The 25,877-nt window shown below is 46.3% G+C and carries 18 protein-coding genes; 9 read left to right on the plus strand and 9 right to left on the minus strand.

Annotated elements, in window-relative coordinates; genetic code table 11:
- Positions 1 to 123: 123 nt before the first annotated feature.
- Entirely contained in the window at positions 124 to 474 is a 351-nt protein-coding gene (locus tag BC343_RS13565; protein WP_078348334.1) for a hypothetical protein, read from the minus strand.
- A gap of 166 nt (positions 475 to 640) precedes the next feature.
- Positions 641 to 1,507: a glycoside hydrolase family 25 protein gene (locus BC343_RS13570; RefSeq protein ID WP_078348335.1), complete on the minus strand. Its 867-nt coding sequence runs from the start codon at positions 1,505 to 1,507 to the stop codon at positions 641 to 643.
- Positions 1,508 to 1,733: 226 nt separating this feature from the next.
- On the opposite strand from BC343_RS13570, the gene BC343_RS13575 reads away from it, so the two are divergent.
- Positions 1,734 to 2,054 (plus strand): hypothetical protein, encoded by a 321-nt coding sequence (locus BC343_RS13575; protein WP_078348336.1) that lies wholly within the window; start codon positions 1,734 to 1,736, stop codon positions 2,052 to 2,054.
- Positions 2,055 to 2,208: 154 nt separating this feature from the next.
- Here BC343_RS13575 and BC343_RS13580 read toward each other — a convergent pair whose 3' ends face one another.
- Positions 2,209 to 2,757, minus strand: coding sequence for an acyl-CoA thioesterase (locus BC343_RS13580; RefSeq protein ID WP_078348337.1), 549 nt, complete (start codon positions 2,755 to 2,757; stop codon positions 2,209 to 2,211).
- 232 nt (positions 2,758 to 2,989) lie between these two features.
- On the opposite strand from BC343_RS13580, the gene BC343_RS13585 reads away from it, so the two are divergent.
- From BC343_RS13585 to BC343_RS13605, 5 genes are all read left to right on the plus strand, one after another.
- A complete protein-coding gene (locus BC343_RS13585; protein WP_078348338.1) occupies positions 2,990 to 5,485 on the plus strand; it encodes a glutaminase family protein in 2,496 nt (831 codons plus the stop codon).
- Positions 5,486 to 5,923: 438 nt separating this feature from the next.
- Complete coding sequence (locus BC343_RS13590) at positions 5,924 to 8,602, plus strand: ThuA domain-containing protein (protein ID WP_078348339.1); 2,679 nt, start codon at positions 5,924 to 5,926, stop codon at positions 8,600 to 8,602.
- A gap of 56 nt (positions 8,603 to 8,658) precedes the next feature.
- Positions 8,659 to 11,010: a TonB-dependent receptor gene (locus BC343_RS13595; protein WP_078348340.1), complete on the plus strand. Its 2,352-nt coding sequence runs from the start codon at positions 8,659 to 8,661 to the stop codon at positions 11,008 to 11,010.
- A gap of 121 nt (positions 11,011 to 11,131) precedes the next feature.
- Positions 11,132 to 11,557, plus strand: coding sequence for a DUF417 family protein (locus tag BC343_RS13600; RefSeq protein WP_078348341.1), 426 nt, complete (start codon positions 11,132 to 11,134; stop codon positions 11,555 to 11,557).
- Positions 11,558 to 11,884: 327 nt separating this feature from the next.
- The gene (locus tag BC343_RS13605; RefSeq protein ID WP_078348342.1) at positions 11,885 to 12,673 is read left to right on the plus strand and encodes a hypothetical protein; all 789 of its coding nucleotides are present in this window, start codon (positions 11,885 to 11,887) and stop codon (positions 12,671 to 12,673) included.
- A 261-nt stretch (positions 12,674 to 12,934) separates the two neighbouring features.
- Here BC343_RS13605 and BC343_RS13610 read toward each other — a convergent pair whose 3' ends face one another.
- The 4 genes from BC343_RS13610 to BC343_RS13625 form a co-directional block, all read right to left on the minus strand.
- A complete protein-coding gene (locus BC343_RS13610) occupies positions 12,935 to 14,350 on the minus strand; it encodes a TolC family protein (RefSeq protein ID WP_078348343.1) in 1,416 nt (471 codons plus the stop codon).
- Positions 14,351 to 14,486: 136 nt separating this feature from the next.
- Positions 14,487 to 17,693, minus strand: coding sequence for an efflux RND transporter permease subunit (locus tag BC343_RS13615; RefSeq protein ID WP_078348344.1), 3,207 nt, complete (start codon positions 17,691 to 17,693; stop codon positions 14,487 to 14,489).
- 166 nt (positions 17,694 to 17,859) lie between these two features.
- The gene (locus BC343_RS13620; protein WP_143822176.1) at positions 17,860 to 18,999 is read right to left on the minus strand and encodes an efflux RND transporter periplasmic adaptor subunit; all 1,140 of its coding nucleotides are present in this window, start codon (positions 18,997 to 18,999) and stop codon (positions 17,860 to 17,862) included.
- A 331-nt stretch (positions 19,000 to 19,330) separates the two neighbouring features.
- Entirely contained in the window at positions 19,331 to 19,942 is a 612-nt protein-coding gene (locus BC343_RS13625; protein ID WP_078348346.1) for a TetR/AcrR family transcriptional regulator, read from the minus strand.
- A 355-nt stretch (positions 19,943 to 20,297) separates the two neighbouring features.
- Between BC343_RS13625 and BC343_RS13630 the strand changes: the two genes are divergently transcribed.
- The 3 genes from BC343_RS13630 to BC343_RS13640 all read left to right on the plus strand — a co-directional run bounded on the left by BC343_RS13630 (position 20,298) and on the right by BC343_RS13640 (position 22,570).
- On the plus strand, positions 20,298 to 21,356 hold the full coding sequence (locus BC343_RS13630; RefSeq protein WP_078348347.1) for a glycoside hydrolase family 130 protein: 1,059 nt from the start codon (positions 20,298 to 20,300) through the stop codon (positions 21,354 to 21,356).
- A gap of 455 nt (positions 21,357 to 21,811) precedes the next feature.
- Positions 21,812 to 22,132 carry an ArsR/SmtB family transcription factor gene (locus tag BC343_RS13635; RefSeq protein WP_078348348.1) on the plus strand — a complete coding sequence of 107 codons (321 nt, stop codon included), beginning with the start codon at positions 21,812 to 21,814 and terminating at the stop codon, positions 22,130 to 22,132.
- Positions 22,133 to 22,138: 6 nt separating this feature from the next.
- On the plus strand, positions 22,139 to 22,570 hold the full coding sequence (locus BC343_RS13640; protein WP_078348349.1) for an SRPBCC family protein: 432 nt from the start codon (positions 22,139 to 22,141) through the stop codon (positions 22,568 to 22,570).
- 76 nt (positions 22,571 to 22,646) lie between these two features.
- Here BC343_RS13640 and BC343_RS13645 read toward each other — a convergent pair whose 3' ends face one another.
- Positions 22,647 to 23,069, minus strand: a complete 423-nt coding sequence (locus BC343_RS13645; protein WP_202909787.1) for a hypothetical protein — start codon at positions 23,067 to 23,069, stop codon at positions 22,647 to 22,649.
- 145 nt (positions 23,070 to 23,214) lie between these two features.
- Positions 23,215 to 25,632: an ABC transporter permease gene (locus BC343_RS13650; RefSeq protein WP_078348350.1), complete on the minus strand. Its 2,418-nt coding sequence runs from the start codon at positions 25,630 to 25,632 to the stop codon at positions 23,215 to 23,217.
- Positions 25,633 to 25,877 lie beyond the last annotated feature (245 nt).

A 25,877-nucleotide genomic window follows, 5' to 3' on the forward strand; every position in this document is an offset into this window, starting at 1 on the left:
TTTACACAGAGGATAAAGACGCCAATAAGTAAACACGATTTAACCACCATACAAACTCACTAACCACATGCAAAGGCGTCTGCGAACCTCCGCGTAACCTCAGTGCCCTCCGTGGTTAAAATATCACTGCCTTTTAAAAACGATAAACCCTCCCAACACCGAAACCGGCGCGAAGATGAACATAGCGAACAACTGCGTCCAATGGCTGCCTGAGGATAATGCCATAGAGGTACCTGCCAGCACGAACATTAGCCCTGCTAAAATATAATTAAGCGTAAGTTTATTTTGCTTCGCGATGAGCTGCACCACTGCCCCTGCTAAAATGGAAAAGAATGCACCATATGCAATGGTTATCAGTTTAAAGCTAAGCGGCGCATCGGCATGCGGATGATGATGCGTTAAGTTGAACAACAACACCGAGCTGATAGCAAACACCATATAACCCGCAATAACCGCTGATATCTTCCAGAGCATCTTCCTTTTTTCTTCAAATATCGGTAAATGCTCAATATCTCATTTATCGAATATTGCTAATTAGCAAGCACTATTCCCTCAAAAACAACCTTATTAAACACTTGCAAAGCTTCGTGCTCTTTGCGCTCTTTCTTTGCGCCCTTTGCGCCCTTTGCGGTTAAAAAACCTACCTCACCAGCAATTTCTGAAAGCTTAAACTATCCCCTTTAAACACATTAAAATCAACCACGTGGTTTATACCGTTAACACGGGCCTTATCCGAGTGCTGCCAAAAGTGCCAGGCAGTTGAGCCGCCCAGTTTCAATTTTGGTTGGTAATAGTGGGCTATCCACAGCGGGTAACCATCGAAGTAGCCCTGCAGATAATCTCTGTAATAGCTAATGCTGGTGTAGATGATAGGTTTTACGCCCGTCTTGTTCTCTACAAAGCGTAAAAACTCTTTCAGTTCCTTGCGCATGGCTGCGGGAGATGTACCGTCCAACACCTCTATATCGCAAACAGCAGGCAGGTCGCCGCGCTCAATGGTTACGTTTTGCAGGAAGAACCTCGCCTGCCACAAACCACTCTTTTTAGGGCGGAAAAAATGATAGGCACCGCAAGTAATGCCCGCTTTAGGCGCCTCGCGCCAGTTTCGCTTAAAGTACGAGTCTACCAGCATCAGGCCTTCGGTAGCCTTGATAAAAGCAAAGCCAACTTTTACGCTATCTTCTTCCATAGCCTTTACGCGGTGCCAGTCTATTTTGCCTTGCGCGTACGATACATCTATACCATGTATCTGGTAGCCTGAGGGGATGCGTATTTTATAACTTTTATAAGTGCGGTAATGCGGGTCTTCGCCAATATCGCGCATCCAGCGCCAGGTGGCCGAAAAAAAGTTGAGGATGTACCCGTAATAAAGCGGCGAAAGCAATATCAATACAAAAATTACCGCAGGCCAGCGCCACCAGGTACTGGCGGTTTTGCGCTTCTTTTTTGATGCGCGGGGTTTTGTTGTTCTTTTTACGGGAGTTTTGGTAGATCTGGGAGGTGCCACAGTGCAAAGGTAGTGGTCTGAACCATGATTTGCTTGATTTTAGGATATACCTTGATAAAAAAATCTAACTCAGTGAAATGATGCATTGTATTTGCCGTTGTTAATCAATCGCTTTGTATAAGTTATGTCAGCATATTAGAAATTCTTTCACTCTTAAATTCTGATTCCGACAAACCAAACTTCTTTTTTTAAGTTTGTTCAGCATATTACCTAACACACATTCTCCATGAAACAGAAATTCCACTACGCTACCGTTACCGAAGCTATCGATAAACTGAAAGAACAAGGCTTTACATTAGATTTTAACCTCGAAGCTAATCAGTTAAAAGCCGATGAGTTTACCTACCCTGCCGATGAATTTGAAATTGTTGACGTTTACCGCTACGAAGGCCAAACCGACCCAGCCGACGAAGCTACCGTATACGCTTTAGCATCGCCCGCAGGTCAAAAAGGTATTTTGGTTACCGGTTACGGCTACTCGGCAGATGAGGTGGCAGAAGAAACTTTAAAGCAATTGCATTATAAATACCAGGCTAAGCAGGAATAGTCGAACGCCACTCTCTACGTCATGTTGAACTTGTTTCAACACCCCATCATACAAACCACAGTGCTAAGCCGCATTGCACGAGCGCTACCTGGCATGTGGGCTGCCGAAATAAATTCCGCATGACGTTTGGGAGAGATCCGGCATCCGAGATTATTTATCTCTCTATCCTGCACCTCTCCCCTTTCAGCAATTCAAAAGTTTCGTCGCGCTCGAAATCCGACTTTACGCGCGATTCTTCTTGCTGATAGTATTTCTTCAATTGTTTTCGATGCAGCCCCTGGTAAAAGCGGCGTATCTCTACATCATTTCTGAGGATAAGCCCGGGCACTTTAAAGGGCGTATGCCCATCGCTCATGGCCACCATGGTAAAGTAGCTGGTATTGGTATGCTTTACTTCCTGGGTCTTCACATTTTCAGATATCACCCTGATGCCCACTACCAGCGAAGTTTTGCCTACGTAGTTTACAGATGCCATTAGCGATACCATTTCGCCAACCTCTACGGGGGCCAAAAAATCTATACCTTCTACCGATGCGGTTACGCAATAGGCACCGGCATGCTTGGCCGCGCATACATAGGCTACCTTATCCATCAGCCCCATAATAATGCCCCCGTGTATTTTACCGCCAAAGTTGGCGTACGAGGGTATCATCAATTCGGTAAGCGTGGTCTGCGATTGGGAAACAGTTTTATAAGTATCCATGGAGTAGCTTTTATATTGGCTTAAGTTGCGCAAATAATTCCGGGTTTCAAAAAAGCATCAAAACAAGCCTAAGGAGGATGTTTTTGTAACAATATTGTGCTTTGTTAGCGGCATTGCGTCAAAACCTCTCCAAAACGTCTCATTCGTTTTCCAACAAAAAACAAATCAATACTATTGTGTTCGTGTTGTGTTAAAACACAGCGAACCAATATTTTTTAAACCATTCATTTACATGAAAAATAACTTCGATATCCTCCGCAGCGGGGTAAAAACTTTCCGCGCGCTGGCTATGGGCGCACTACTGGCGTCGGCTGCGCCGGCCATGGCGCAAGACCATGCGCCCTCTTACCCCTTGATTACGCACACCCCGTATTTCAGCATTTGGAGCAACACTGATAAGCTAACGGAATCTACCACCACGCACTGGACCGGTAAGCCGCAATCGTTGCTTGGCGTTTTAAAGGTTGATGGCGAGTTTTACCGCTTTATGGGCCAACCTGCGCCGAAGTATAAAACCATATTGGCCGCATCCGACGAAACTACCTATACCTGCAAATACACCTTTACCGAACCTGCCGCGGGTTGGGAGAAAAGTGACTTTGCCGATGCAGCGTGGACGACCGGTAAAGGGCCTGTCAGCAGCCGCGAATCGGTAAAGGGCATTCGTTGGGAAACAAAAGATATTTGGGTGCGTCGCAGTTTTACCATGAACGAGTTGCCTAAAGAGCGTTTACTATTAAGCCTTTTCCACGATGATGGTGCCGAAATTTACCTGAACGGTAAACTCATATACACCGCACCCGGCGCAAATGGCGACCTGCAAATGTTCGAGCTTACCGAATCAGCATCATCGGCGCTAAAAACCGGTGAGAATGTTTTAGCTATACATTGCGTTAACACCGGCGGCCCCGGTTCGCTTGATGTTGGGCTTTCGGTAAAACTGGAAGACAAAACCGACGAGGCCGTTAAAGTGGCAAAACAAACTTCGGTAAAGGTTAATGCTACCCAAACCTATTACAGCTTTAAATGCGGCGCGGTTGATTTGAATGTTACCTTCACTTCGCCCCTCTTGATGAAGGACCTTAAAGCTTTGGCCAACCCGGTATCGTACATTACCTACGAGGTAAAAGCTAATGATGGTAAAACCCATGCGGTTGATATTTACCAGGGCGTATCTACCACTGCAGCGAGCAACACTGCCGCACAGGAAGTAAAAGCCGAAACCTACAACGCCAACGGACTTAAAATTATGAAGGCCGGCACCACCGAGCAACCCGTATTACAAAAACGCGGCGACGACCTGCGTATAGACTGGGGTTACCTTTATGTTGCATCGCCCACTTACAATGCAAGGCAGTACATCAGCACCGAGGATAACGCCATCAGCAGTTACTTAGGTACGCCCGGCACCAACGCCACTGTTGTTGGTAAACAACTGATGCTGAACACCCTGCTACCATTCGGCCGCATCGGCAAAAACGGTGCAGAAAAGCACATAGCGTTGGCTTATGATGATATTTACTCGGTACAGTACTTTGGTACCAACCTGCGCCCATGGTGGCGCAATACACCGGGCGCAACTATCGATGGCGTGCTGGCTGCATCTTTAAAAAATTATCTTACTGTAATGGCTACCTGCCGTAACGAGGATGCTAAAATATACCTGAACGCCTACCAGGCCGGCGGCGAAAAATATGCTAAGCTTTGCGTATTGGCCTACCGCCAGGGCCTTGCTGCACACGCTTTGGTAAAAAGCCCGCAGGGCGAGTTGCTGTTTTTATCGAAAGAGAACTTCAGCAATGGCTCTATCAATACCGTGGATATTACTTACCCATGCGCACCAATGTACCTTCTATACAACCCCGAATTGTTGAAGGGGATGATGAACGGCATTTTCTACTACAGCGAAAGCGGCAAGTGGGCCAAGCCTTTTGCTGCGCACGATTTGGGTACCTATCCGCTGGCTAATGGCCAAACTTACGGCGAGGATATGCCTGTTGAAGAAAGCGGTAACATGGTGATCTTAGCGGCGGCTATTACTGCAGTGGAGAAAGATCCATCTTACGCAAAAAAGCACTGGAAAACCCTTACCACCTGGACCAACTACCTTGCTGAGGCAGGTTTTGACCCGGGCAACCAATTATGCACCGACGACTTTGCCGGCCACCTGGCGCATAATGCCAACCTATCAATAAAAGCCATTGTAGCTATCGGCGCTTACGGTAAAATGGCCGCCGCCCTGGGCGATACAAAAACCGCCGCTAAATACACCGCTATGGCAAAAGATATGGCCGCTAAATGGATAGCTAAAGACGATGCCGGCGACCACTTCGCTTTGGTTTTCGATAATAAAAATACCTGGAGCCAGAAGTATAATATGGTTTGGGACAAAGTTTTGGGCCTTAACCTGTTCCCGAAAGCGGTGTATGATAAAGAGATAAAATACTACTTGGGCAAACAGGAAAAATATGGTTTACCATTAGATAGCCGTAAAACCTACACTAAAAGCGACTGGATAATGTGGACCGCCGCCATGGCCAGCGACCCTAAAGATTTTCAGGCACTGGTTGCTCCTATCTACAAATTCGCGCAGGAAACCCCATCGCGCGTACCGTTGAACGACTGGCACGAAACCACCGACGGCAAGCAAGTAGGCTTCCAGGCGCGCAGCGTGGTAGGCGGCTACTACATGCAAGCCCTAAAATTTAAACTAACCGGCAAGAAATAAAACGATTTGTAGTTTTATTTAAATGGCGATGGGATTTGGCTCTCATCGCCATTTCTTTTTGAGTGAACACGAATTGAATAAATTTTATCGAATTTCACAGATCAAATCTGAAAGAAATAAGCCATAAGGACGAAGCTAAAAATTTGTGTAATTCGCCTTAATTAGAAAAAATTCGTGTTCACTCAATTCGTGAAATTAGCCTTAATTCGAAAAATTAGTGTTCACTCAAATAGCCACAAAGCAAGCCGCTTAATTTTATGCAATCGATTTCATAAAATCCCAATTTTATTCAGCAAATTCGTTGTCGACCAAATCTGTAATATTTGAGATACTTATTGCCATTTATTAAAATTTAATATTACTTTTATTGCGTACAGATAACACAATGAATAATAGCTGTTATGCTGCCAATTATAAGCCAACAAACCAATCCTCTATATGCGAATAAAAATTACCCTTTTACTTGCGCTGTGTGTGCTGCTGTTTAGCTACGGCACCATACCCGTAAAGCCGAGAATACTGGTATTCACCAAGACCAGCGGCTACCACCACGAAAGTATTGCAGTAGGCGCACCCGCCATTATGAAACTGGGCGCCCAAAACAACTTTTTGGTGGATACTACTTCCGATGCTTCTAAAATTACCGAAGCCAACCTTAAAAAATATGCCGCAGTGGTATTCCTGCACACTACCGGCTACATGCTGAACAATTATCAGCAAGCCGACCTGGAGCGCTACATGCAAGCCGGCGGTAACTTTGTAGGTGTACACGCTGCTGCCGATGCCGAGTACGACTGGAAATACTATGGTCGCCTGGTAGGTGCTTACTTTGATAGCCATCCCGAGCAACAGGAAGCCGTTTTGAATGTGGTTGATAAAAACCACGCATCGACCAAAGGCTTGCCCGATGTTTGGAAACGTAAGGACGAATGGTACAACTTTAAAAGCATCAGCCCTAAAATAAAAGTGCTGATGACCATTGATGAAACCAGCTACAAAGGCGGTAAAAACGGCGCCACCCACCCTATGGCCTGGTACCAAAACTTCGAGAACGGGCGCTCATTCTACACCGAGTTGGGTCATACTAACGAATCGTGGAGCGATCCATTGTTCCTTGGCCACATCCTGGGTGGTATTAAATACGCCATTGGCGATAACAAAGCTTTAGATTACAGCAAAGTAACCAGCCTGCGCGTACCAGAGGCTAACCGCTTCGAGAAAACGCAGTTGGTGCAAGGTACTTTCTTCGAGCCTACTGAAATGGCCGTATTGCCAAATTACGATATACTGGTATCGCAACGCCGCGGCGAATTGATGCTGTATAAAAACGGCACCAAAACCGTTAAACAAGCCGGCTGGTTAGATGTATACTGGAAAACGCATACCAAGGGCGTTAATGCCGAAGAAGGCGTACTGGGCCTTAACATCGACCCTGACTTTAAAACCAACCACTACGTTTACGTTTACTACAGCCCGGCAGATACTTCGGTGAACCGTTTATCGCGCTTTACCATGACGGGCGATACCATCGATAATAAAACCGAAAAGATCATCCTGCAGATGTACTCGCAGCGCGAGATCTGCTGCCACACCGGTGGTTCTATCGCTTTCGGTCCCGATCATACCTTGTTCCTTTCGGCAGGTGATAACACTACGCCTTTTGACGAGCCGGGCAAAAAGCCATACAACACTTTTGCCTTTGCACCACAGGATGACCGCCCTGAATTTCTGAACCATGATGCACGCCGCTCTGCAGGTAATACTAACGATCTGCGTGGTAAGATCCTCCGTATAAAAATAAACCCCGACGGTAGCTATAGCATCCCGGATGGTAACCTGTTTAAACCGGGTACACCAAAAACCCGCCCCGAGATATATGTAATGGGCGACAGGAACCCGTACCGTATATCAGTCGACCAAAAGAATGGTTACCTGTATTGGGGCGAAGTTGGCCCGGATGCACAAAAAGATAGTTTAGCAACACGCGGCCCGCGCGGTTACGATGAGTTTAACCAAGCGCGTAAAGCAGGCTTTTTTGGCTGGCCATTTTTTGTGGGTAACAACTATGCTTACCACCCTTATGATTACGCAACAGGTGTATCGGGCCCGGCTTATGACCCAGAGCACCCGGTAAACGATTCGAAGAACAATACCGGTTTGCGCGAATTGCCTCCTGCACAGCCTGCATTTATATGGTACCCGTATGCCGAATCCCCGGATTTCCCGCAGGTTGGTACCGGTGGCCGTAACGCTATGGCAGGCCCTGCTTACTATACCGATATGTTCCCGAAGGCTACCCGTATGCCTGATTACTTTAACAAGAAAGTTGTTTTTTACGATTGGATCCGCGGGTTCATCAAATTGCTTACCCTGCAGCCAAACGGCGACCTTGATAAAATGGAGCCATTTATGGCCAACACCAAATTCAATAACATTATTGATATGGAGACCGGCCCAGATGGTAAAATTTACCTGCTGGAGTATGGTACAGGCTGGTTCGCTAAAAACAAGGATGCCGGTTTGGCCCGTATAGATTATAACAGCGGTAACCGCGCACCGGAAGTGGCCAGCGTAGCATCGAGCAAAACTTACGGTGCTTTGCCTTTAACCACCACCCTAACCGTTAAAGCAACCGACCCCGAGAAAAACAAAATAACCTACATGTGGAACCTGGGCAACGGCGTTAAAAAAATGACCACTGTGCCAAAACTGGTTTACACCTACACCAAAAAAGGCAACTACACCGTATCGGTAGAAGCTCGTGATGAGTTTGATGCTGTAAGCACCAGCAATAAAACTGTTGCAGTATTAGCAGGGCAAGATTCGCCTGACATGAAAGTAAAAATGGCTGCCATGAAAGCTAACGCCGCTGGCAAAGCGCTGATGATGTCGCTTGATTGCGCGGCTTGCCACAAGGTGTCAGAAAAATCGGTTGGCCCCGCCTTTACCGAAGTTGCTAAAAAATACCCTAACAACGCAGCATCAACCGCGCACTTACAGAAAAAGATAGTGAACGGCGGCCACGGTGTTTGGGGCGATGTGGATATGCCGGCACACCCGGCGCTGAAACCGGCCGATACCAAAAAGATCATCGACTGGATTTACTCCCTAAAATAAAATGCTTTTCTTTGCAGCGGATATGATACCCCCATCATATCCGCTTTTTATTTGATATGAAGAAACTATTTACACTACTATTTACGCTTGCATCCCTCTGCACAGCGTTCGCTCAAACCCGTGTTAATTTTACGGGTACCATCTCAACAGCAGGTTCTACCCCTATCTCCGGCGCTACAGTAAGTTTATTAAACACCAACTATGTGGCCATTACCGATAAAAAAGGCGAGTTTGCTTTTAAAGACGTACCGGCAGGCAAATACACGCTTTACGTTACGAGCGTTGCTTACGCAGCAGTTAACAAAAGCATTACCATTAACAGCAGCCAGCATTCTACCGGCATCCATCTGTACGAAACCAGTAACCGCCTTGATGAGGTAGTGGTTACTGCGCAAAAAAGCCAAGAGGTTGCCCAGCAGGTACCGGCCAGTATCTCTACCCTATCAGCCAGGCAGATACAGGATTACCGTGTTTGGAACCTAAAGGATATTACCGGCATTGTGCCTAACTTGTACACCGCCAGCCCCGGTGACGACCGTAACGTTACCGGCATCCGTGGTGTAGCAACAACGTCGTACGACCCTGCAGTTGCTACTTACATCGACGGCGTTAACCAGTTTAGCCTGGATACCTATATCCCTCAATTATTTGATGTGGAGCGCGTGGAAGTATTGCGCGGCCCGCAAGGTACGTTATATGGCCGTAATGCCATGGGAGGTGTTATTAATGTGGTAACCAAACAGCCAAGCAACCAAGCCAACGGCTTTGCCGAAGTGAATTTTGGCAGCTATGGCCAGAAACGTATCAGCGCTGGTTTCCGCACCCCGCTGGTGGCCGATAAACTTTACTTAGGTGTTGCCGGCCTTTACAATGGCTTTGATGGTTTTTACAATAACCAGTTCAACAATACCAAGCTGGATAAACAGCATAGCTTTATGGGTAACTATTACCTGAAGTATCTGGCATCGCAAAACTTTAACTTAACCTTGAATGTGAAGCATTACGCTAACCGCAACAACGGCCCGTTTGCGCTGTCAAGTTCACCTGATGATGCTATCAATTCACCATTCCAGGTTAGCCAGAATGCTACTACCAGGATGATAGATAACATCTTCAACGCTTCGTTAGCGGCCAGCTATACCGGGAAAGATTTCAACTTTACCTCGGCAACTGCCTTCCAGCAAAATTACCGTTATTACGCCGTGCCTATCGATGGCGACTTCTCGCCTATTGATGGTGTATCGGTTGTAAATAACTATGGGCCGGATTTCAACAAAGTGAAGGTAACTACACAGGAATTCAGGTTCTCGTCGCCAGCCTCGGCAACCAATATTAAATGGACCGCAGGCTTATACGGTTTCTACCGCTATGCACCAACCAAAACCGGTACCCACTTTGGTGCCGATGGCGAATTGTTAGGCGCTCCGTTCCCATTCTTCACGCAGATAAATACCAATATCGAGCGTAACTACGGTACAGCAGTATTTGGCCAGGCAACTTTTGTGCTTGATCCTAAATGGGACTTAACCGCCGGTTTACGTTACGATTACGAGCATAAAAAAGGCCAGATAAAAGGCGAGTTCCAGATGGATGGCGACCAGCCAATGGTTACCCAAAACGATTCTTTGGCCACGGCCAACTTTAAAGCGTTTACGCCAAAGCTGAGCCTTGCTTACCATGCATCAGAAGCCAGCAACCTATACGCCAGCTACAGCCGCGGCTTTAGGGCGGGTGGTTTAAGCCAACTGGGCAGCGACCCATCGCAGCCGCCATTGCTGAGCTACAAACCAGAGTATAGCAACAATTTTGAGGTAGGTTCTAAAAACATGTTCTTCAACAACAAACTGAAGGTAAACGTGTCGTTATTCTACATCTCTATCAATAACGCGCAGGTGCCTACACTGGTACTGCCCGATGCTATTGTAGTTACCCGCAACGCCGGTAAACTACGCAGCAAAGGCGCCGAGCTGGAATTGGCCGCAACCGTACTGAAAGGCCTTGATGTATCATACAACTTTGGTTACACCCACGCCCGCTACAAAAGCCTGAACGTACCTGATGACGGCAACGTAGTGAGTTTGGAAGGCAACCGCCAGGTATACACACCAGATGTTACATCGATGCTGGCCCTGCAACAAAGCCACAATATTACCAACCGTGCTAAACTGGTGGTACGTGGCGAATGGAAATACCTGGGTAAACAGTACTTCGATTTGGCTAACAACATAGAACAGAAAGGCTACAGCACTTTTAACGCGCGCGTTGGTGTCAGCACCAAACAATTTGATGTATTTGTTTGGGGCAGTAACTTAAGCAATAAACGCTATATTGATTATGCTTACGATTTTGGCGCAGCACACCTGGGCAATCCAAGGATGTACGGCGTAACCTTAAGGACCAATTTCTAATAGGTTATAAAATCCATTTAAACGCCCCGGCCCAAACGCCGGGGCGTTTTTGTTTATACCCGTTGTAAGGCTTTGCCCCTATCGCCGACAAAGCCATCAAAAACGAAATAATCACAACAGTATGAACTTTAGTAAAACAGGCTACACCCTTGGCGTGGCCGCAACAGCATTAATTTTAATTTGGATAGGCATATTTAAATTTACCCCTACCGAAGCGGCGGGCATTATGCCATTGGTACAACATAGCTTTTTTATGAGCTGGCTTTACAATATCGGCAGCACACAGGGCGTATCTAACTTCATCGGCACCTTCGAGATTATAACCGGGCTATTACTGATAGCTTCTTTTTGGAATAGGAAAGCAGGCCTTATCGGCGGTTATCTTACCCTTGTTATCTTCCTTACGACTATTAGTTTCCTGTTTACCACACCCGGCGTTTGGAAGGTGGTCGACGGTGTACCCACTACAGATTTCTTCATTGTGAAAGACCTGGCCTACCTCGCCATTGGCTTTTTAATTATCGGAAAAAATACTTCAGGAAATTAAAACCGGGCGGTATTAAAAACCGTAAATTTTAATACATCTGCCTATGAAAAATATGCCTTTTTTAAGGCTGTATTTTTCAAAAAAAAGAAAAGGATCTGGTGAGGTGGGAGTTAAAATATTATAAGTATCTCACTTGGTGCGGTACACAGAAGGAGTTAAGTTGAGGGTGATGAAGAGAAGGCTTTTTGCGAAGAGCAAAGGCCTTTTGTTATTTACGGCCTGCAAGGCAATCGTTCATTTTCATTCAGTTTAAATTTCTTTCTTTGAATGTGTTATGCAATTCTATAACTTTATACCCAAAATTATTGATACCCAGATCCTCATCGCATGAAAAGAAATTTACTTTCCTGTATAATAACTGTAGCAACTATAGCGCTTGTTTACACATCCTGTAAAAAAGACGCGCCCGATTTTGGCGATAATGGCGGCAGCACCGTATCATCTAAAGAAGTTAGCCGGCAGATCGCGCTTAACATTGCGCAAAGTTTTTATGGTGGCATGGGCGGTTTCGACCTGAGTGACGGTATGGATCAGCAGATAAACGCTGTTACCCCCGGCCGTAAAAAAATCGTTATCAACTCTGTAAATTCAGGATGCGGCATAGGCATAGATACCACCATGAACTTTTCGATGGATATCGACACTATGCAGATGAGTATTAACGGCCGTTTTAAAGTTTCATCAACCTGCGTTAATGGCCAACCAAGCAGCATTGCTATGTACGATAGCCTGCTGGTTTCGATGATCACTCCATCAATGGCGGCTAAATACAACATCCTGCAAAACCTTACGGTTACCTCGCAAGATCCTGCTAATGATGCTGCTAAACTAACCTTCAGCGGTATCATGAACATGAAGGCCGACCTGGAATACAAAACCGGTTCGAAACCAAAAATGAGCACTACGTTCAATTACAAACTTACTTCGCTGGTAATTGATCCGGTGAAAGATGGCGACATCATAAGCGGTTCGGCGACCTTCGAAACCGTTGGCAATACTCCGCAAGGCACCTGGAATTACAAAGGCAGCATCCAGTTCCTCGGCAATCATAAAGTGAAGATCACCATCAACGGCGATGTTTATACCGTGGATATACAGACGGGACAGATAGTATAAATGGCGCGCCACCCGCTATTTGACAAGAGTAACAAAAATGCCTTTTGCTAAAGCAAAAGGCATTTTTGTTACAGCTTCGTCATCTTGAACTTGTTTCAAGATCCCATCATACAAGCCACAACGCAAAGCCGCTGTGCATGAACGCTACCTGCCGTGTGAGGTGCCGAAATAAATTCGGCATGACGTTTTGAGGAGTATTTCAACCAAAAAAGCCCCGGCATTACACCAGGGCTTTAGAGATATATGATAGGGGTGTTATTTTTATTTCCAGCCGCCTCCTAACGAGCGGTACAGTTCTGATACGGCATCCAGTTGGGTGCGTTTTACGGTGGCCAGTTCCAGTTCGCCTTGTAATACGTTGCCTTGTGCGGTTATTACCTCAAGGTATGTGGCCATACCGTTTTTAAATAACAGGTTGGCATTGGCAGTTGCCTGCTGCAAGGTTTTTACACGGTTGGCTGCTATAGCTTGCTGTTGTTTCAGTTTGTCTATCCTCACCAAAGCATCGCTCACCTCGCCTACTGCTTTTAATACCGACTGGCGGAATTGCAGCACGTTCTTCTCACGGTCAACCTTAGCAACTTCGTATTGGGTTTTCAGGCGTTTGCGGTTCAGCAAAGGCTGGGCAATACCACCGGTTACGGTGCCGAATAATGATGCAGGTATGTTAAACCAGTTGCTGGCTTTAAAGGAGTTTAAGCCACCAGTACCAGTGATGGTTAGCGTTGGGTACATGGCCGCTTTGGTTATGCCTACGTTAGCGTTGGCTACGGTTAAAGCCAGTTCGCTGCTTTTAACATCGGGCCTGCGGCTTACCATGGTTGATGGGAAACCTGCCGAAAGATTTTCGGGCACCTTCACATCATCCAGTTTAGCGTTACGTTCAATAGCGCTTGGCAACTCTCCGGTAAGAATGCGCAGGGCATTTTCCTGTATAGTAAGATTCTGCTCAAACTGCGGCACTAACTGCTGTGCGGCCTGGCGTTGTGCTTCGGCTTGTTGTACAGCTAAAGAAGTTACCTGCCCGGCATCGTACTGTAAACGAATGATGCGCAGGGTGCTATCGTTCAGTTTTACGTTCTTTTGGGCAATGTTTAACTGCTCATCAAGCATCAGCAGGTTATAATAGCCTTGCGATACTTGCGCTACTATGGTAGTCTGGATGGCCTTTTTTGCCTCTGCGGTTTGCAGGTATTGCGCAAGGGCCAAACGTTGGCGGTTTTTAATTTTACCCCATATGTCGGCTTCCCATGATAAAGCAAGGTTAGCCGAATAATCTTCTACGTGGCTGGTACCAATGCCAAACTGTGCAATGCTTAAGCCGGTAACGCTGTTATCGCTTGGGCGGTTGCTGCTGGCGGTTACGTTTAAACCTACAGTAGGCACGTAGTCCCATTTAACTTGTTTGAACAGCAGTTGCGATGATTCGATGTTTTTCACCGCTATCTGCATATCGTAGTTTTTGGTAATGGCGCTATCTATCAGCTTCTGCAATGTAGCATCTGCAAAGAAATTCTTCCATTCAATATCACCAACGCTGGCGGTATCTGCCGAAACAGCAGCCGCATTCCTGAACTCGGTAGGTAGCTCGGGCTTGGGTGTTTCTATATCTTTTGAAACTGAACAGCCTGATATTACTACCAGTACAATGGCCAGTTTGCTTAATAAATTTTTCATTGTGTTTGTTGTTAAAGTGCGTTAAAGCATTTCGGTCATTTAACTCACCCCGGGTTCGCTATCGCTGCCCGACCCTCTCTTCCTGCGGAAAAGAGGGTGAGCTGCAATAAATTGGGGGGCTGAGCTACTTCAATACTTATATCATTTCCGATTGCAATTCATTTACATGTTTGTCGCTGCCGTCGGCATTTTTGCGGTGCCTTTCGAAAGGTACACCGCTGATGCGTTCCTGCAGGTGCTGGAATATTACGAACAGTACAGGGATGATGAACAAGCCCAATACTACGCCCGACACCATACCGCCTGCTGCACCAATACTGATAGAGTGGTTACCCTGTGCAGATGGGCCGGTTGCGATACTCATCGGGAACAAACCGAATACGAAGGCCAGCGAGGTCATCACTATCGGGCGTATCCTTAAGCGGGATGCTTCGATAGCCGAATCTATCAGGCTCATACCCGAACGGCGTTTCTGCACCGCGAACTCCACTATAAGGATGGCGTTTTTGGCCAGCAAACCGATGAGCATGATGAGCGCTACCTGTACGTAGATATTGTTTTCGATACCGGTTAAGCCCAGCACTGCAAACACACCGAAAATACCGGTAGGGATAGAAAGGATAACCGACAGCGGCAGGATGTAGCTTTCGTATTGTGCCGATAACAGGAAGTATACGAACACCAAACATAACAGGAACACCACGGCTGATTGCCCGCCCGATGATATCTCTTCGCGGGTTTGGCCTGAGAATTCGTAAGAATATCCGTCAGGTAATTCTTCTTTAGCTGTTTCCTCTATCGCCTTAATAGCATCACCCGAGCTGTAACCCGGTTTAGGGATAGCATTAACCTGTATAGAGTTGAACAGGTTGTAGCGCGAAGCAGTTTCGGAACCATACACGCGGGTAAGTTTCACCAAAGTGTTTACCGGTACGGTTTCGCCACGGTTATTTTTAACAAACACACGGTCGATAGTGCTTGGGTCGGTACGGTCCGCAACATCTGCCTGTACTACTACACGGTAGTATTTACCAAAGCGGTTAAAGTCTGATGCCTGCGCGGTACCAAAGTAAGCCTGCATGGTAGACAGCACATCTTTCACGTTCACGCCTAATTGGCTTGCTTTCTCGTCGTCTATCTCTAATTGTAATTGCGGGTAGTCGGCTTTGTACGAGGTAAAGGCGTAGGCAACGGCCGGTTTAGCCATCAGCTTGCCAATAAAGTTATTGGCCACCCCGCTGAATTTATCCAGTTTGCCGTTGGTTTTATCCTGCAATACCACATCCAATGCCTCAACGTTACTAAAGCCAGGTACAGTTGGGAAACTGAACACGAAGAAAGTACCACCCGGTACAGCGCCCAGTTTACCACGAACGATGTTTTGTATATCATCGATATTCTTCACCTCGCCCCTTTCTTCGGTTGGTTTAAGCAACAGGAATATAACACCGGCAGACGGGCTGCTTGATTGTGTTAAGAAGTTGAAACCCGACAAAGCGGTAACGAACCTGGCAGATGGCAGCGTTTTCAGCTGGTCTTCGGCATCCTTAAATATTTTGTTGGTACCGGCCAACGATGTACCAGATGGTGTTGAAACCGCAATGGCCACAAAGCCCTGGTCTTCTGTTGGGATAAAGCCTGTTTTGGTGCGGTTAACCATAAATATGGTTGCCACCACAATTAAAGCAAGGCCAGCCATGCTCACCCATTTGTTTTTAATGAGCAGTTTTAAGCCGCCAACATAACGGTTGGTGATGAAGTTGAAGCTGCCGTTAAAGCCTGCGTAGAATTTCTCTGCAAAACCTTTTTTAGGTGCTTCGTGGCCACCTTCGCCGGTGTGTTTATTCTTCAGGAATAAAGCAGCCAATGCAGGGCTCAAAGTCAACGCGTTAACAGCCGATATAATAATGGCGATAGCCATAGTTAAAGCGAACTGTTTGTAGAATATACCGGTTGAACCGCTCATGAAACTCACGGGCAGGAACACCGCCGCCATAACCAAGGTAATAGAGATGATAGCGCCGGTAATTTCGTGCATGGCATCGGTAGTAGCCTTTTTAGGTGTCAGGCTCGGGTCGTGCTCCATTTTGGCGTGCACGGCCTCTACCACCACAATGGCGTCATCCACCACAATACCGATAGCGAGTACCAGTGCAAACAGCGTTAACAAGTTAACCGAGAACCCGAAAAGGTTCATGAAGAAGAACGTACCGATAATAGCCACCGGAACCGCAATGGCCGGGATAAGCGTTGAACGGAAATCCTGCAAGAAAATGAAAACCACGATAAATACCAGCACGAAGGCTTCTATCAGGGTATGCTCTACCTGGTTGATCGATTCGTCCAGGTCGGTTTTGGTACGGTAGAACTGGTTGTATTTGATACCTGCCGGGAAGCTTTTAGAAGCTTTCTCCATCAGTTTATCAATTTGTATTTGTATCTCGTTAGCGTTAGAGCCCGAAAGCTGTATAATACCTACGATAACACCGTCGTGACCGTTAAGGTTACTATAGCTGTTGTATGAGTAAGCGCCGAGCTCTACACGCGCCACATCTTTAAGGTGCAGAACCGAACCATCAGGATTTGCGCGGATAGCGATGTTCTGATATTCTTCGGGTTTGGTAAGCTTGCCTTTGTATTTAATAACGTACTCGAACGATTCATCGCTACGCTCGCCGAAACGGCCGGGGGCTGCCTCCAGGTTTTTGTCCTGAATGGCGGCCATTACTTCGGCAGGGGTAATTTTGTAAGTAGCCATTTGCGCAGGGTTTAACCATACACGCATGCTATAGTCCTTAACACCACCAAATACCTGTGCCGAACCTACACCGGGGATACGTTTTATCTCGGGTACAATGTTTATTTGCGCGTAGTTGGCCACAAAGGTAGCGTCGTATTTTTTAGGGTCTTCGGTGTAAATGGCCATGGCACCAATAAAGCTGTTTTGCTGTTTGGTGGTGGTAATACCGTATTGCACAACCTCGGCAGGTAACTGGCTGGTAGCCTGCGATACGCGGTTTTGTACGTTTACGGCAGCCTGATCCGGGTTAGTACCTTGTTTAAAGTACACGGTAATGCCCAGCGAACCATCGTTACTGGCGGTAGAGGTCATGTAGGTCATGTTCTCTACACCGTTAATAGCTTCCTCTAAGGAAGGAGTTACCGAACGCAAAATGGTTTCGGCATTGGCGCCCGGATAAACAGCGGTTACCAATACGGCCGGAGGGGCAATATTAGGGAAACGCTCTAAGGGCAGTTTGCTAAGGCCCAGTACACCCACTATCACCAGCAGTATGGAGATAACGGTTGACAGCACCGGCCTTTCTATAAATTTCTGAAACATGGTTTTGATATTTTGTAAGGAATAAGGCGTAAAGAACCGGGAAGCAGGATAGCCCACGCTTTCCTCTCCAATTCTACACCTGCTCCCTCGGTTACTTTATTCGTTTGTAAACCCCTCTCCTTCAGTTCAAAGAAGTAATTAAAGGAGAGGGTATTTGGGGTGAGTCTTAGTTTTTAGCTACAGCTGCAACTTTATCTGCTGCAACAGGCTCGGGTTTAATCACCGCGCCTTCCTGTAGTTTGTCTATACCCGATAGTACTATACGATCGCCGGCTTTAACGCCTTCTTTAACCAGGTAGTTATTGCCGCTTTTACCCTCAATTGTAATAGGCAATTTTTTAACCTTGTTGCTGTCGGCTACTGCCCACACAAATATTTTATCCTGCATTTCTACAGTGGCCGATTCGGGCACTATCAGGGTATTGTTGTGTGGCAGGCTCAGGCGCACTTTACCGGTGTTGCCGCTGCGCAATAAACCTTGCGGGTTGCTGAAGTTGGCACGCAGGGTGATAGCACCGGTAGTTTTATCAAACTGGCCGTCTATCATATCAATGTGCCCTTCTTTGGCATACTCGGTATTGTCTGATAATACCAGGGCAACGGCAGGCAGGTGTTGTAATTTGTCTTTCAGTGTGTTACCGGGATATTGTGCTTTAAACGCTACGAAATCTTTTTCGCCCAATGAGAAGTAAACGTGAACATCGTGCACATCAGACAGTTGCGTTAACGCATCAACATCCTGCGGAGATACCAGGCTACCTTGTTTTTTAAGCAGGCGGCCAATGTAACCGCTAACGGGTGCTTTTATTAAGGTGTAACCCAGGTTAATTTGCGCGGTAGATACATTTGCTTTAGCCGATTCGATATTGGCTTTGGCAACCTGCAGGGCAGCTTTAGCAGTTTTCAGCTGATAATCTGATACTACTTTGTTAGCAACCAGCGGGGTTAATTTGTCAACTTCTAACTGTGCATTACCTGCGGCAGCTTCGGCAGCGTGCTGGCTGGCCAATGCGTTGTTTAAAGCAGCGCGGTAAGGTTGTTCGTTTATTTTAAATATAGGTTGGCCTGCAGATACAAATGCACCTTCGTCAACAAATACTTTGTCAAGAGCGCCGCTTACCTGTGGGCGTATCTCTACGTTTACGGTACCTTCTATAGAGGCAGGGTATTCCTGGTAAGTGGTTTGGTTGCCCGATACTACGGTTGATACAGGCAGCGCCGGTGGCGCGGGGGCTTGCGCAGCTGGCTGGCTCGGCGAGCAGCTAAAGAGCGCTATGGCTATGATGGCTAATAATACACTTTTCATGATGATAACTGTTTTTGAATTGGAGTTTGTGGGACTAAGTTTTGCCCTGAGGCTATTGAGGTATATTGTTTCGTTTGCGTTGATGGTATTCATGGTATATTTTGATGTAGGGTTGATGTTTGCGAGTTTGTTAACGTTTCCGATGCTTAGCTAACGGAATTGTAACAAATTACATGTTATAACATTATTAAATTTCTTAACACTGTTAAGTGAATTGGTGTAGATAGTATGTTGTGTTTTCATAGCGTGCAAGTTTTAAGTGTTAATAAATGATGTAGAGCCTTTTTAAATTAAGTGATGTTTAATGCCTAAACATCACCTAATTTTGAGTTTAAACTGTTACGGGAGTTATACTCAGTATAATGCCTGTGATAGCATCGCGCAGTACCTGCCTGTTTATTGCGTCGCTGTCGCCCCTGTCTAACAAGTTGATAGAAACCAATCCGTGCACTATCGACCAAAAGGTGTAATACTTGGTACAGATAATTTCAGAGTCCATATCTTCAATCTGCATCAGCTTGCCTATAGGTTCGGTGATGATGTCCCATGGCAACTCTGCTTCGGGCAACTCATTCACCATCTTACAGGCGCAGCTGGTTGTTATGCCGAACATCCCCTGGTAAAGCTCGCGGTTAGCGAAGGCGAAGTTCCAATAGGTAAGCCACATGGCTTCCAATTGGGCAGCCGGGGTATCGTGTGCATCCTTGGCGGCCTGCAGTTCTTTACCCAGTTTAAGGTAGCCCTGGCGGGTTAGTTCTAATAATATCGCTTCTTTGTTAGCGAAGTACTCGTATATAATAGGTGCGGTGTACTCAATTTTATCGGCAATTTTGCGCATGCTCAAGGCTTGCCATCCCTCTTCCTTTACTATATCAAGGGCGGCATCCAGGATATTTACCCTGGTCTCTTCCTTTAATCTTAGTATTCTGTCTTTACTTGCCATTGTTTTAATAACTACTGTAAATTCATTTAACAGTGTTAAGCAAATGTACAGCGTAAAATTGATGTCCGTATAATTTAATTGTCATGAAAAAAAATAAGTCAACTTGGTAGACTATTATTACATTGTGTCGAGTCAACTCACCCCGACGGCTCGCATGCGCGAGCGTCGACCCTCTGCTTCGCAAAGAGGGTTTAGAAATATGTAGCTCACCCTCTTTTCCGCAGGAAGAGAGGGTCGGGCAGCGATAGCGTACCCGGGGTGAGTAAAATAGCGAGATTGCAAATCCTCTATTTCACATTCCCCAAAACCCATACCCCTCCCTCCTGTTAAACTTATACATCAACCGTATATCGTTATGGCAGATATTGCAAAACGCTTCCCGCAAAATCCATTATTATCTCCCTCCCATTTAAAGGCCAGCCTTGATGGGCTGCATATTGCCTGCCTGCTAAACCCGGGCGTGTTCAGGTACGAGGGCAAAACCTGGCTGCTGGTACGCGTTGCCGAACGCCCCGAGCAAACCGAAGTGGTGGTGTCTTTCCCCATCCTCACCGCCACCGGCGAAACACAAATAATGGAAATTGCCTTAGATGATGCCGACCTGATAGCCACAGATGCCCGCGTGGTACGCTATAAAGGTGTAGATTATCTCACCACCCTATCGCACCTCCGCCTGCTTTGCAGCGATGATGGGGTGAAATTTTACGAACCCGAAGGCTATAAATACCTATTCGGTAAGGGACCATTGCAAACCTTTGGCATAGAGGATTGCCGGGTGACCAAACTCGATGAAAAATTCTACCTCACCTTCACCGCCGTTAGCGATAGCGGCGTAGGCGTTGGCATGCGCACCACTACCGACTGGAAAACCTTTGAAGACCACGGCATGATACTGCCGCCGCATAATAAGGACTGCGCCATTTTTGAGGAAAAGATAAACGGCATGTTCTATGCCCTGCACCGCCCCAGCAGTGTGGATATTGGCGGCAACTACATCTGGCTGGCGCAATCGCCGGATGGCGAGCATTGGGGCAACCACCAATGCATTGTAAAAACCCGCACCAATATGTGGGACCGTGCCCGCGTTGGTGCCGGCTGCTCGCCCATAAAAACCGACAAAGGCTGGCTCGAAATTTATCACGGCGCTAACTATGAGCACCAATACTGTTTAGGCGCGTTCCTTTTGGATCTAGAAAACCCCTACAAGGTACTCGCCCGCACCGAAGAACCCATTATGGTACCTAGCGAGCATTACGAACTCACGGGCTTCTTCGGCCATGTGGTATTTACTAACGGCCACATAGTAGAAGACGACGGCGACACGATAACCATGTACTACGGCGCTGCGGATGAACATGTTTGCGGGGCGAGGTTTTCGATGAAGGAGATATTTAACACGATGGGAGTAGAATAAAAGTGTTTTTTGATTCGCACGATTCTTTTTAACAGGATGACAGGATTTTGAGGATGGGCAGGATTATTTTTTAGGGATTCCACCGATGAAGAATGATTTCACCGATTTGAAAGTTAATTAAACAACGGCTCCTCGCATACTTAAAATTAAAGGATTCGTTCGTTATCCGTGTTAACAAAAAATCCCGTCGATCCTGAACTCTCCTCAAAATCTTGTCGCTCTTTTTATCATGTAAATTGTTTGATCGCAGAATCGTGTCAAAAAATCCTTCTCATCTTATCCTCCTTAAAATCCTGTCTCCGCTGTAGTGTCTGAGAATCCTTTATCGCGGAAATCCCCAATAAAAAATCCTGTTAAATCCCTCCATCCTGAAATCCTGTTAAAAAAACCACCCCGATCGTGTAACCAAAAGGTTTCTTGTTTATATTCGTAACCAAAAGGTTTCATAATCTTGTATGCGAAGAGACGTATTCCAAGCTATTGCCGACCCCACCCGGCGCGAGATCATCAGTTTACTTGCCGCGAAGCAGATGAACCTGAATGCCGTTGCTGATAATTTTGAGATAAGCCGGCCTGCTATATCCAAACACATCCGTATACTAACCGAGTGCGGACTCATCACCATAAAACAACAAGGGCGAGAACGCTTTTGCCAGGCGAACTTTAAAAAGCTGAAACAGATAGAAGACTGGGCAGCGCAATACCGCAAATTCTGGAACGATAAATTGGATGCTCTGGAGAATTTTTTAGAGAACGATAAACTAAAAGACCAATAATAAACTATGGAAACACAACCGCTAATAGTAGAGCGCACCCTTAATGCGCCTGCAAGCAAAATTTGGGAAGCCTTAACGGATAACGACAAAATGAAGCAATGGTATTTTCAGCTCGAAAGCTTCGAGCCGCGCGTTGGATTCGAGTTCAGTTTTGCCGGGCAAGGCAGCAAAGGCGAAAAATACATACACCTTTGCCGCATTACCGCGGTAGAACCCGAAAAGAAATTAAGCTATACCTGGCGTTACCAGGATTTCCCCGGCAATTCGGAAGTGAGTTTTGAATTGTTTCCTGATGGTGATAAAACCCTTGTGCGCATCACGCACACCGGACTGGAGACCATGCCACAAAACGGACCGGACTTTGCCGTGGAAAGCTTCACCCAAGGCTGGACACATATTTTGGGAATCAGCCTCGCCAATTTTGTAGAAGAAAAATAAGCGAAAAAGGGCTATAAATAAAACGGTCCGTTACAGCGATGCAACGGACCGTTTCTGTTTAATTAACGATATAGAATTATTTACCTGCTTTAACAGGCGTGGTTGGGCTGGTTGTTGGTGTACTTGGCACCGGCGATGGCGTTGTTGGCGTAGTCGGTGTGGTTGGTGTTGGTGTAGTAGGCGACGGTGTTGTTGGCATTGTAGGCGTAGTAGGCACCGTTGGGTTTGTTGGTGTTGTTGGGTAACTTGGGTTTGTAGGGTTAGTTGGTGTATTTGGTATTGTTGGCGTAGTAGGTGTTGTTGGCACCGTTGGCATAGTTGGTGTTGTTGGGGTAGTCGGCGTGGTTGGCGTCGGCGTTACCGGTGTTGTAGGCGTAGTTGGAGTAACGGGGGTTACTTTCTGCCTTGGTTTAATGGTAGTATCTTTTTTAACTTGTGCCTGCGCTGTACCAATGGCGAACGCGCCAACTACAGCCAATGTCATTAATATCTTTTTCATGATAGTTATTATTTTATGGTTTATAATATTAACTATAGAATAATAACCATGCCAAAAATTACCTCATTAGGGTATAAAAGCTATTTATTATAAACACAAAACCCCGCTTTTTAGGGCGGGGCTTGTGCTCTCTATAACAAATTAACTATTCTGTTTTTAAGCTTTTAACCGGGTTTGTTAGCGCTGCCCTCACGCTGAGCCACGACACTGTTGCAAAGGCAATAACCAATACCGACAGGAAGGGCACAATAAATAACACCGGGTTTATACTGATGCGGAAGGCATACCCGTCCAGCCATTTACTGATGGCATACCAGCCAATAGGTGCCGAAATAAGGAAGGATATCAACACCAGCATGGCAAAATCTTTATAAAGCAATTGCAGTATGCTGTTCACTGTAGCGCCGAGTACCTTGCGGATGCCTATCTCCTTAGTACGCTGCACAATAGTAAATGATACCAGGCCGAACAGCCCTAAACAAGCTACAAAAATGGCTATGCCCGTAAATATGCCGAACACCTGCCCAAAGCGTTGGTCGGCTTTATATTGGTCGTTAAAGTGTTCGTCCAAAAAAAAGTAATCGAACTGGTCGCCGGGAAAGAACGAATCCCAATTGGTTTTTAAGACCGCAACGGTTTGGGCAACATTGCTCGTGCTAATTTTTACCGACACATCTCCCCTCACATCGGGTATGCAACGGAAGATTATCGCGTCATACTTATCCCTTAAAGATTGCTGATGAAAATCATCTACCACGCCTATAATTTCATATACATCGCCCCAAAAGTCTATCCTTTTACCAAGAGCTTGCTGCGGGTTATTAAACCCCAGCTTAATTACCGCCGTTTTGTTGAACACTACCGTCTTAGGGTCGGTAGTAAAATCTTTTGAAAATACGCGCCCGGCCAAAACCTTAAGGCCATAAGCTCCCAAAAAATCATAATCGCCGCCTATAATGCGGTACTGGTCGGCAGTTGCATCGGAGGCACCTGTTAGTTTTATACCTCCTGCATTCCACCCTACCGCTTCGCCGGGTACCGCTGTTGATACTGTTATACTTTTAATGGCTGGTATTTTCAGGCTTTCCTGTTTAAAGGTGCTCATGCTGCGGTAAAACGAATCTACCTTTACCAGCGGCGCTTTTATAACGAGGGTTTGGTCGATATTAACACCCAGGCTTTGGCTTTGCATGAACTGTATTTGGCGGTAAACGGTTAGCGCGCCTATCAGCAGGAAAATAGAAGCCGCGAACTGGAATACCACCATCCCCTTGCGCAATACAATGCCCTTTGGCGATGCGGTTAATTTACCTTTCATTACCTCCACTGGCTTAAATGCCGACAGCACAATGGCCGGGTAGAAACCCGAGAAGAAAGTGCCTACCAAAAATATCCCGAAAACGGTAAGCCAGAACACCGGCTTTAAAAACAGCGCAAAACCTATCTGCACGCCTGCTATATTGGCCAGTATAGGCAAACAAATAGCGATGAACGCCATAGCCAATACCAGCGCCAACCCGTTCAGGAACATAGCCTCCAGCATGAATTGGCTGATAAGTTGTCCTTTTGCCGACCCCAATGTTTTACGCACGCCCACCTCTTTGGCTCGGCCCACACCACGGGCAGTAGCCAGGTTGATATAGTTTATCCAGGCGATGATAATTACAAATATGGCTATACCCAACAACAGGTAAACCGACTTGCCATCGCCATTTGGCTGTATCTCGAACATGCGGTTAGAGTATAAATGGATGCTCGGCATACTCTGTAGGGTATAAACTGCAGTTGCGCCCTGGCTGGCCAATGGCTGGTAAGCTTTTTTAACGATGGGCAGAAATTTAGCTTCGGCAACGCGTGGGTCGGCGCCGGCTTTAAGCAATACGTAGCCGGTACAGCCGTCGGAATACCAGGCGTTATCCATATTGTAGCCATCCCTTGGCGGGTTCTCTTTCATTAAAGTAGCGTACGATTGCAGGATATCGAACCTCAAATGCGTATTGGCGGGGAGGCTTTTCAGCACGCCTGTTATCTTCAGCAATTTGGTGGTATTCAGCGTAAGCGTTTGCCCGACAACGTCGGTGTTATGGAAAAGCTTTTTGGCAACCTCTTCGGTTATTACTACCGTATTGGGTTCAGTTAGGGCAGTTTTGGCGTCGCCGCTTAGCAAGGGGAACGAAAATATATTGAAGAAGGAGGCACCGCAATAGTAATCGTGTTGAATCACCATCTTATCATCCTTATAAGTAGCCAGGGCATTCCCCGCCGGTACTATCTTTACAAAGTCTTCTACCTCGGGTACTTCGGCCTTAAAACTGCTTGCCGCAGCAAAGGCCCCTCCTGCCCATTGGGTGCTGAGTTTGCCCCTATCGTACCTATCCTGATTGATGCGGAAAACGCGGTAGCCTTTTTCATGGAAGTTATCGAAGCTGAGTTCGAAACTTACGTATTGCAGAATAAGCAAACAGGCCGCCATACCAATGGCCAGCCCGAAAATATTGATGAACGAAAACGCCTTGTTCTTAGACAAGTTGCGGAACGCGATAAGCAGGTAATTTTTAAGCATTGGACTATCAGTTTTGGTTGAACCAATAATGCTAAAAGAATACCAATAAAATAACTAATTGAATTACAGTATATTAAAAGAAAACAAAAACTCCTAATGCGTTCGGATTTAATACATGGGGGTGTACGATATCGAACAGTATAAACACGATTTGAGTGAACACGAATAACACTAATTAAGCGAATTACACGAATTTTTGCTTCCGTCCTATCGAACATTTAAGCCTCATTTGTGAAATTTGAAAC

The sequence above is a fragment of the Mucilaginibacter pedocola genome, assembly GCF_002013915.1.
Lineage (GTDB): Bacteria > Bacteroidota > Bacteroidia > Sphingobacteriales > Sphingobacteriaceae > Mucilaginibacter > Mucilaginibacter pedocola.

What these genes read in the sequence shown, in the direction of transcription:
- BC343_RS13610 (WP_078348343.1), bottom strand. Translation starts at nt 14,350, where the DNA reads ATGAAAAATTTATTAAGCAAACTGGCCATTGTACTGGTAGTAATATCA.
- BC343_RS13575 (WP_078348336.1), top strand. Translation starts at nt 1,734, where the DNA reads ATGAAACAGAAATTCCACTACGCTACCGTTACCGAAGCTATCGATAAA.
- BC343_RS13600 (WP_078348341.1), top strand. Translation starts at nt 11,132, where the DNA reads ATGAACTTTAGTAAAACAGGCTACACCCTTGGCGTGGCCGCAACAGCA.
- BC343_RS13585 (WP_078348338.1), top strand. Translation starts at nt 2,990, where the DNA reads ATGAAAAATAACTTCGATATCCTCCGCAGCGGGGTAAAAACTTTCCGC.
- BC343_RS13565 (WP_078348334.1), bottom strand. Translation starts at nt 474, where the DNA reads ATGCTCTGGAAGATATCAGCGGTTATTGCGGGTTATATGGTGTTTGCT.
- BC343_RS13625 (WP_078348346.1), bottom strand. Translation starts at nt 19,942, where the DNA reads ATGGCAAGTAAAGACAGAATACTAAGATTAAAGGAAGAGACCAGGGTA.
- BC343_RS13595 (WP_078348340.1), top strand. Translation starts at nt 8,659, where the DNA reads ATGAAGAAACTATTTACACTACTATTTACGCTTGCATCCCTCTGCACA.
- BC343_RS13645 (WP_202909787.1), bottom strand. Translation starts at nt 23,069, where the DNA reads ATGAAAAAGATATTAATGACATTGGCTGTAGTTGGCGCGTTCGCCATT.
- BC343_RS13635 (WP_078348348.1), top strand. Translation starts at nt 21,812, where the DNA reads ATGCGAAGAGACGTATTCCAAGCTATTGCCGACCCCACCCGGCGCGAG.
- BC343_RS13580 (WP_078348337.1), bottom strand. Translation starts at nt 2,757, where the DNA reads ATGGATACTTATAAAACTGTTTCCCAATCGCAGACCACGCTTACCGAA.
- BC343_RS13640 (WP_078348349.1), top strand. Translation starts at nt 22,139, where the DNA reads ATGGAAACACAACCGCTAATAGTAGAGCGCACCCTTAATGCGCCTGCA.
- BC343_RS13650 (WP_078348350.1), bottom strand. Translation starts at nt 25,632, where the DNA reads ATGCTTAAAAATTACCTGCTTATCGCGTTCCGCAACTTGTCTAAGAAC.
- BC343_RS13590 (WP_078348339.1), top strand. Translation starts at nt 5,924, where the DNA reads ATGCGAATAAAAATTACCCTTTTACTTGCGCTGTGTGTGCTGCTGTTT.
- BC343_RS13605 (WP_078348342.1), top strand. Translation starts at nt 11,885, where the DNA reads ATGAAAAGAAATTTACTTTCCTGTATAATAACTGTAGCAACTATAGCG.
- BC343_RS13630 (WP_078348347.1), top strand. Translation starts at nt 20,298, where the DNA reads ATGGCAGATATTGCAAAACGCTTCCCGCAAAATCCATTATTATCTCCC.
- BC343_RS13620 (WP_143822176.1), bottom strand. Translation starts at nt 18,999, where the DNA reads ATGAAAAGTGTATTATTAGCCATCATAGCCATAGCGCTCTTTAGCTGC.
- BC343_RS13615 (WP_078348344.1), bottom strand. Translation starts at nt 17,693, where the DNA reads ATGTTTCAGAAATTTATAGAAAGGCCGGTGCTGTCAACCGTTATCTCC.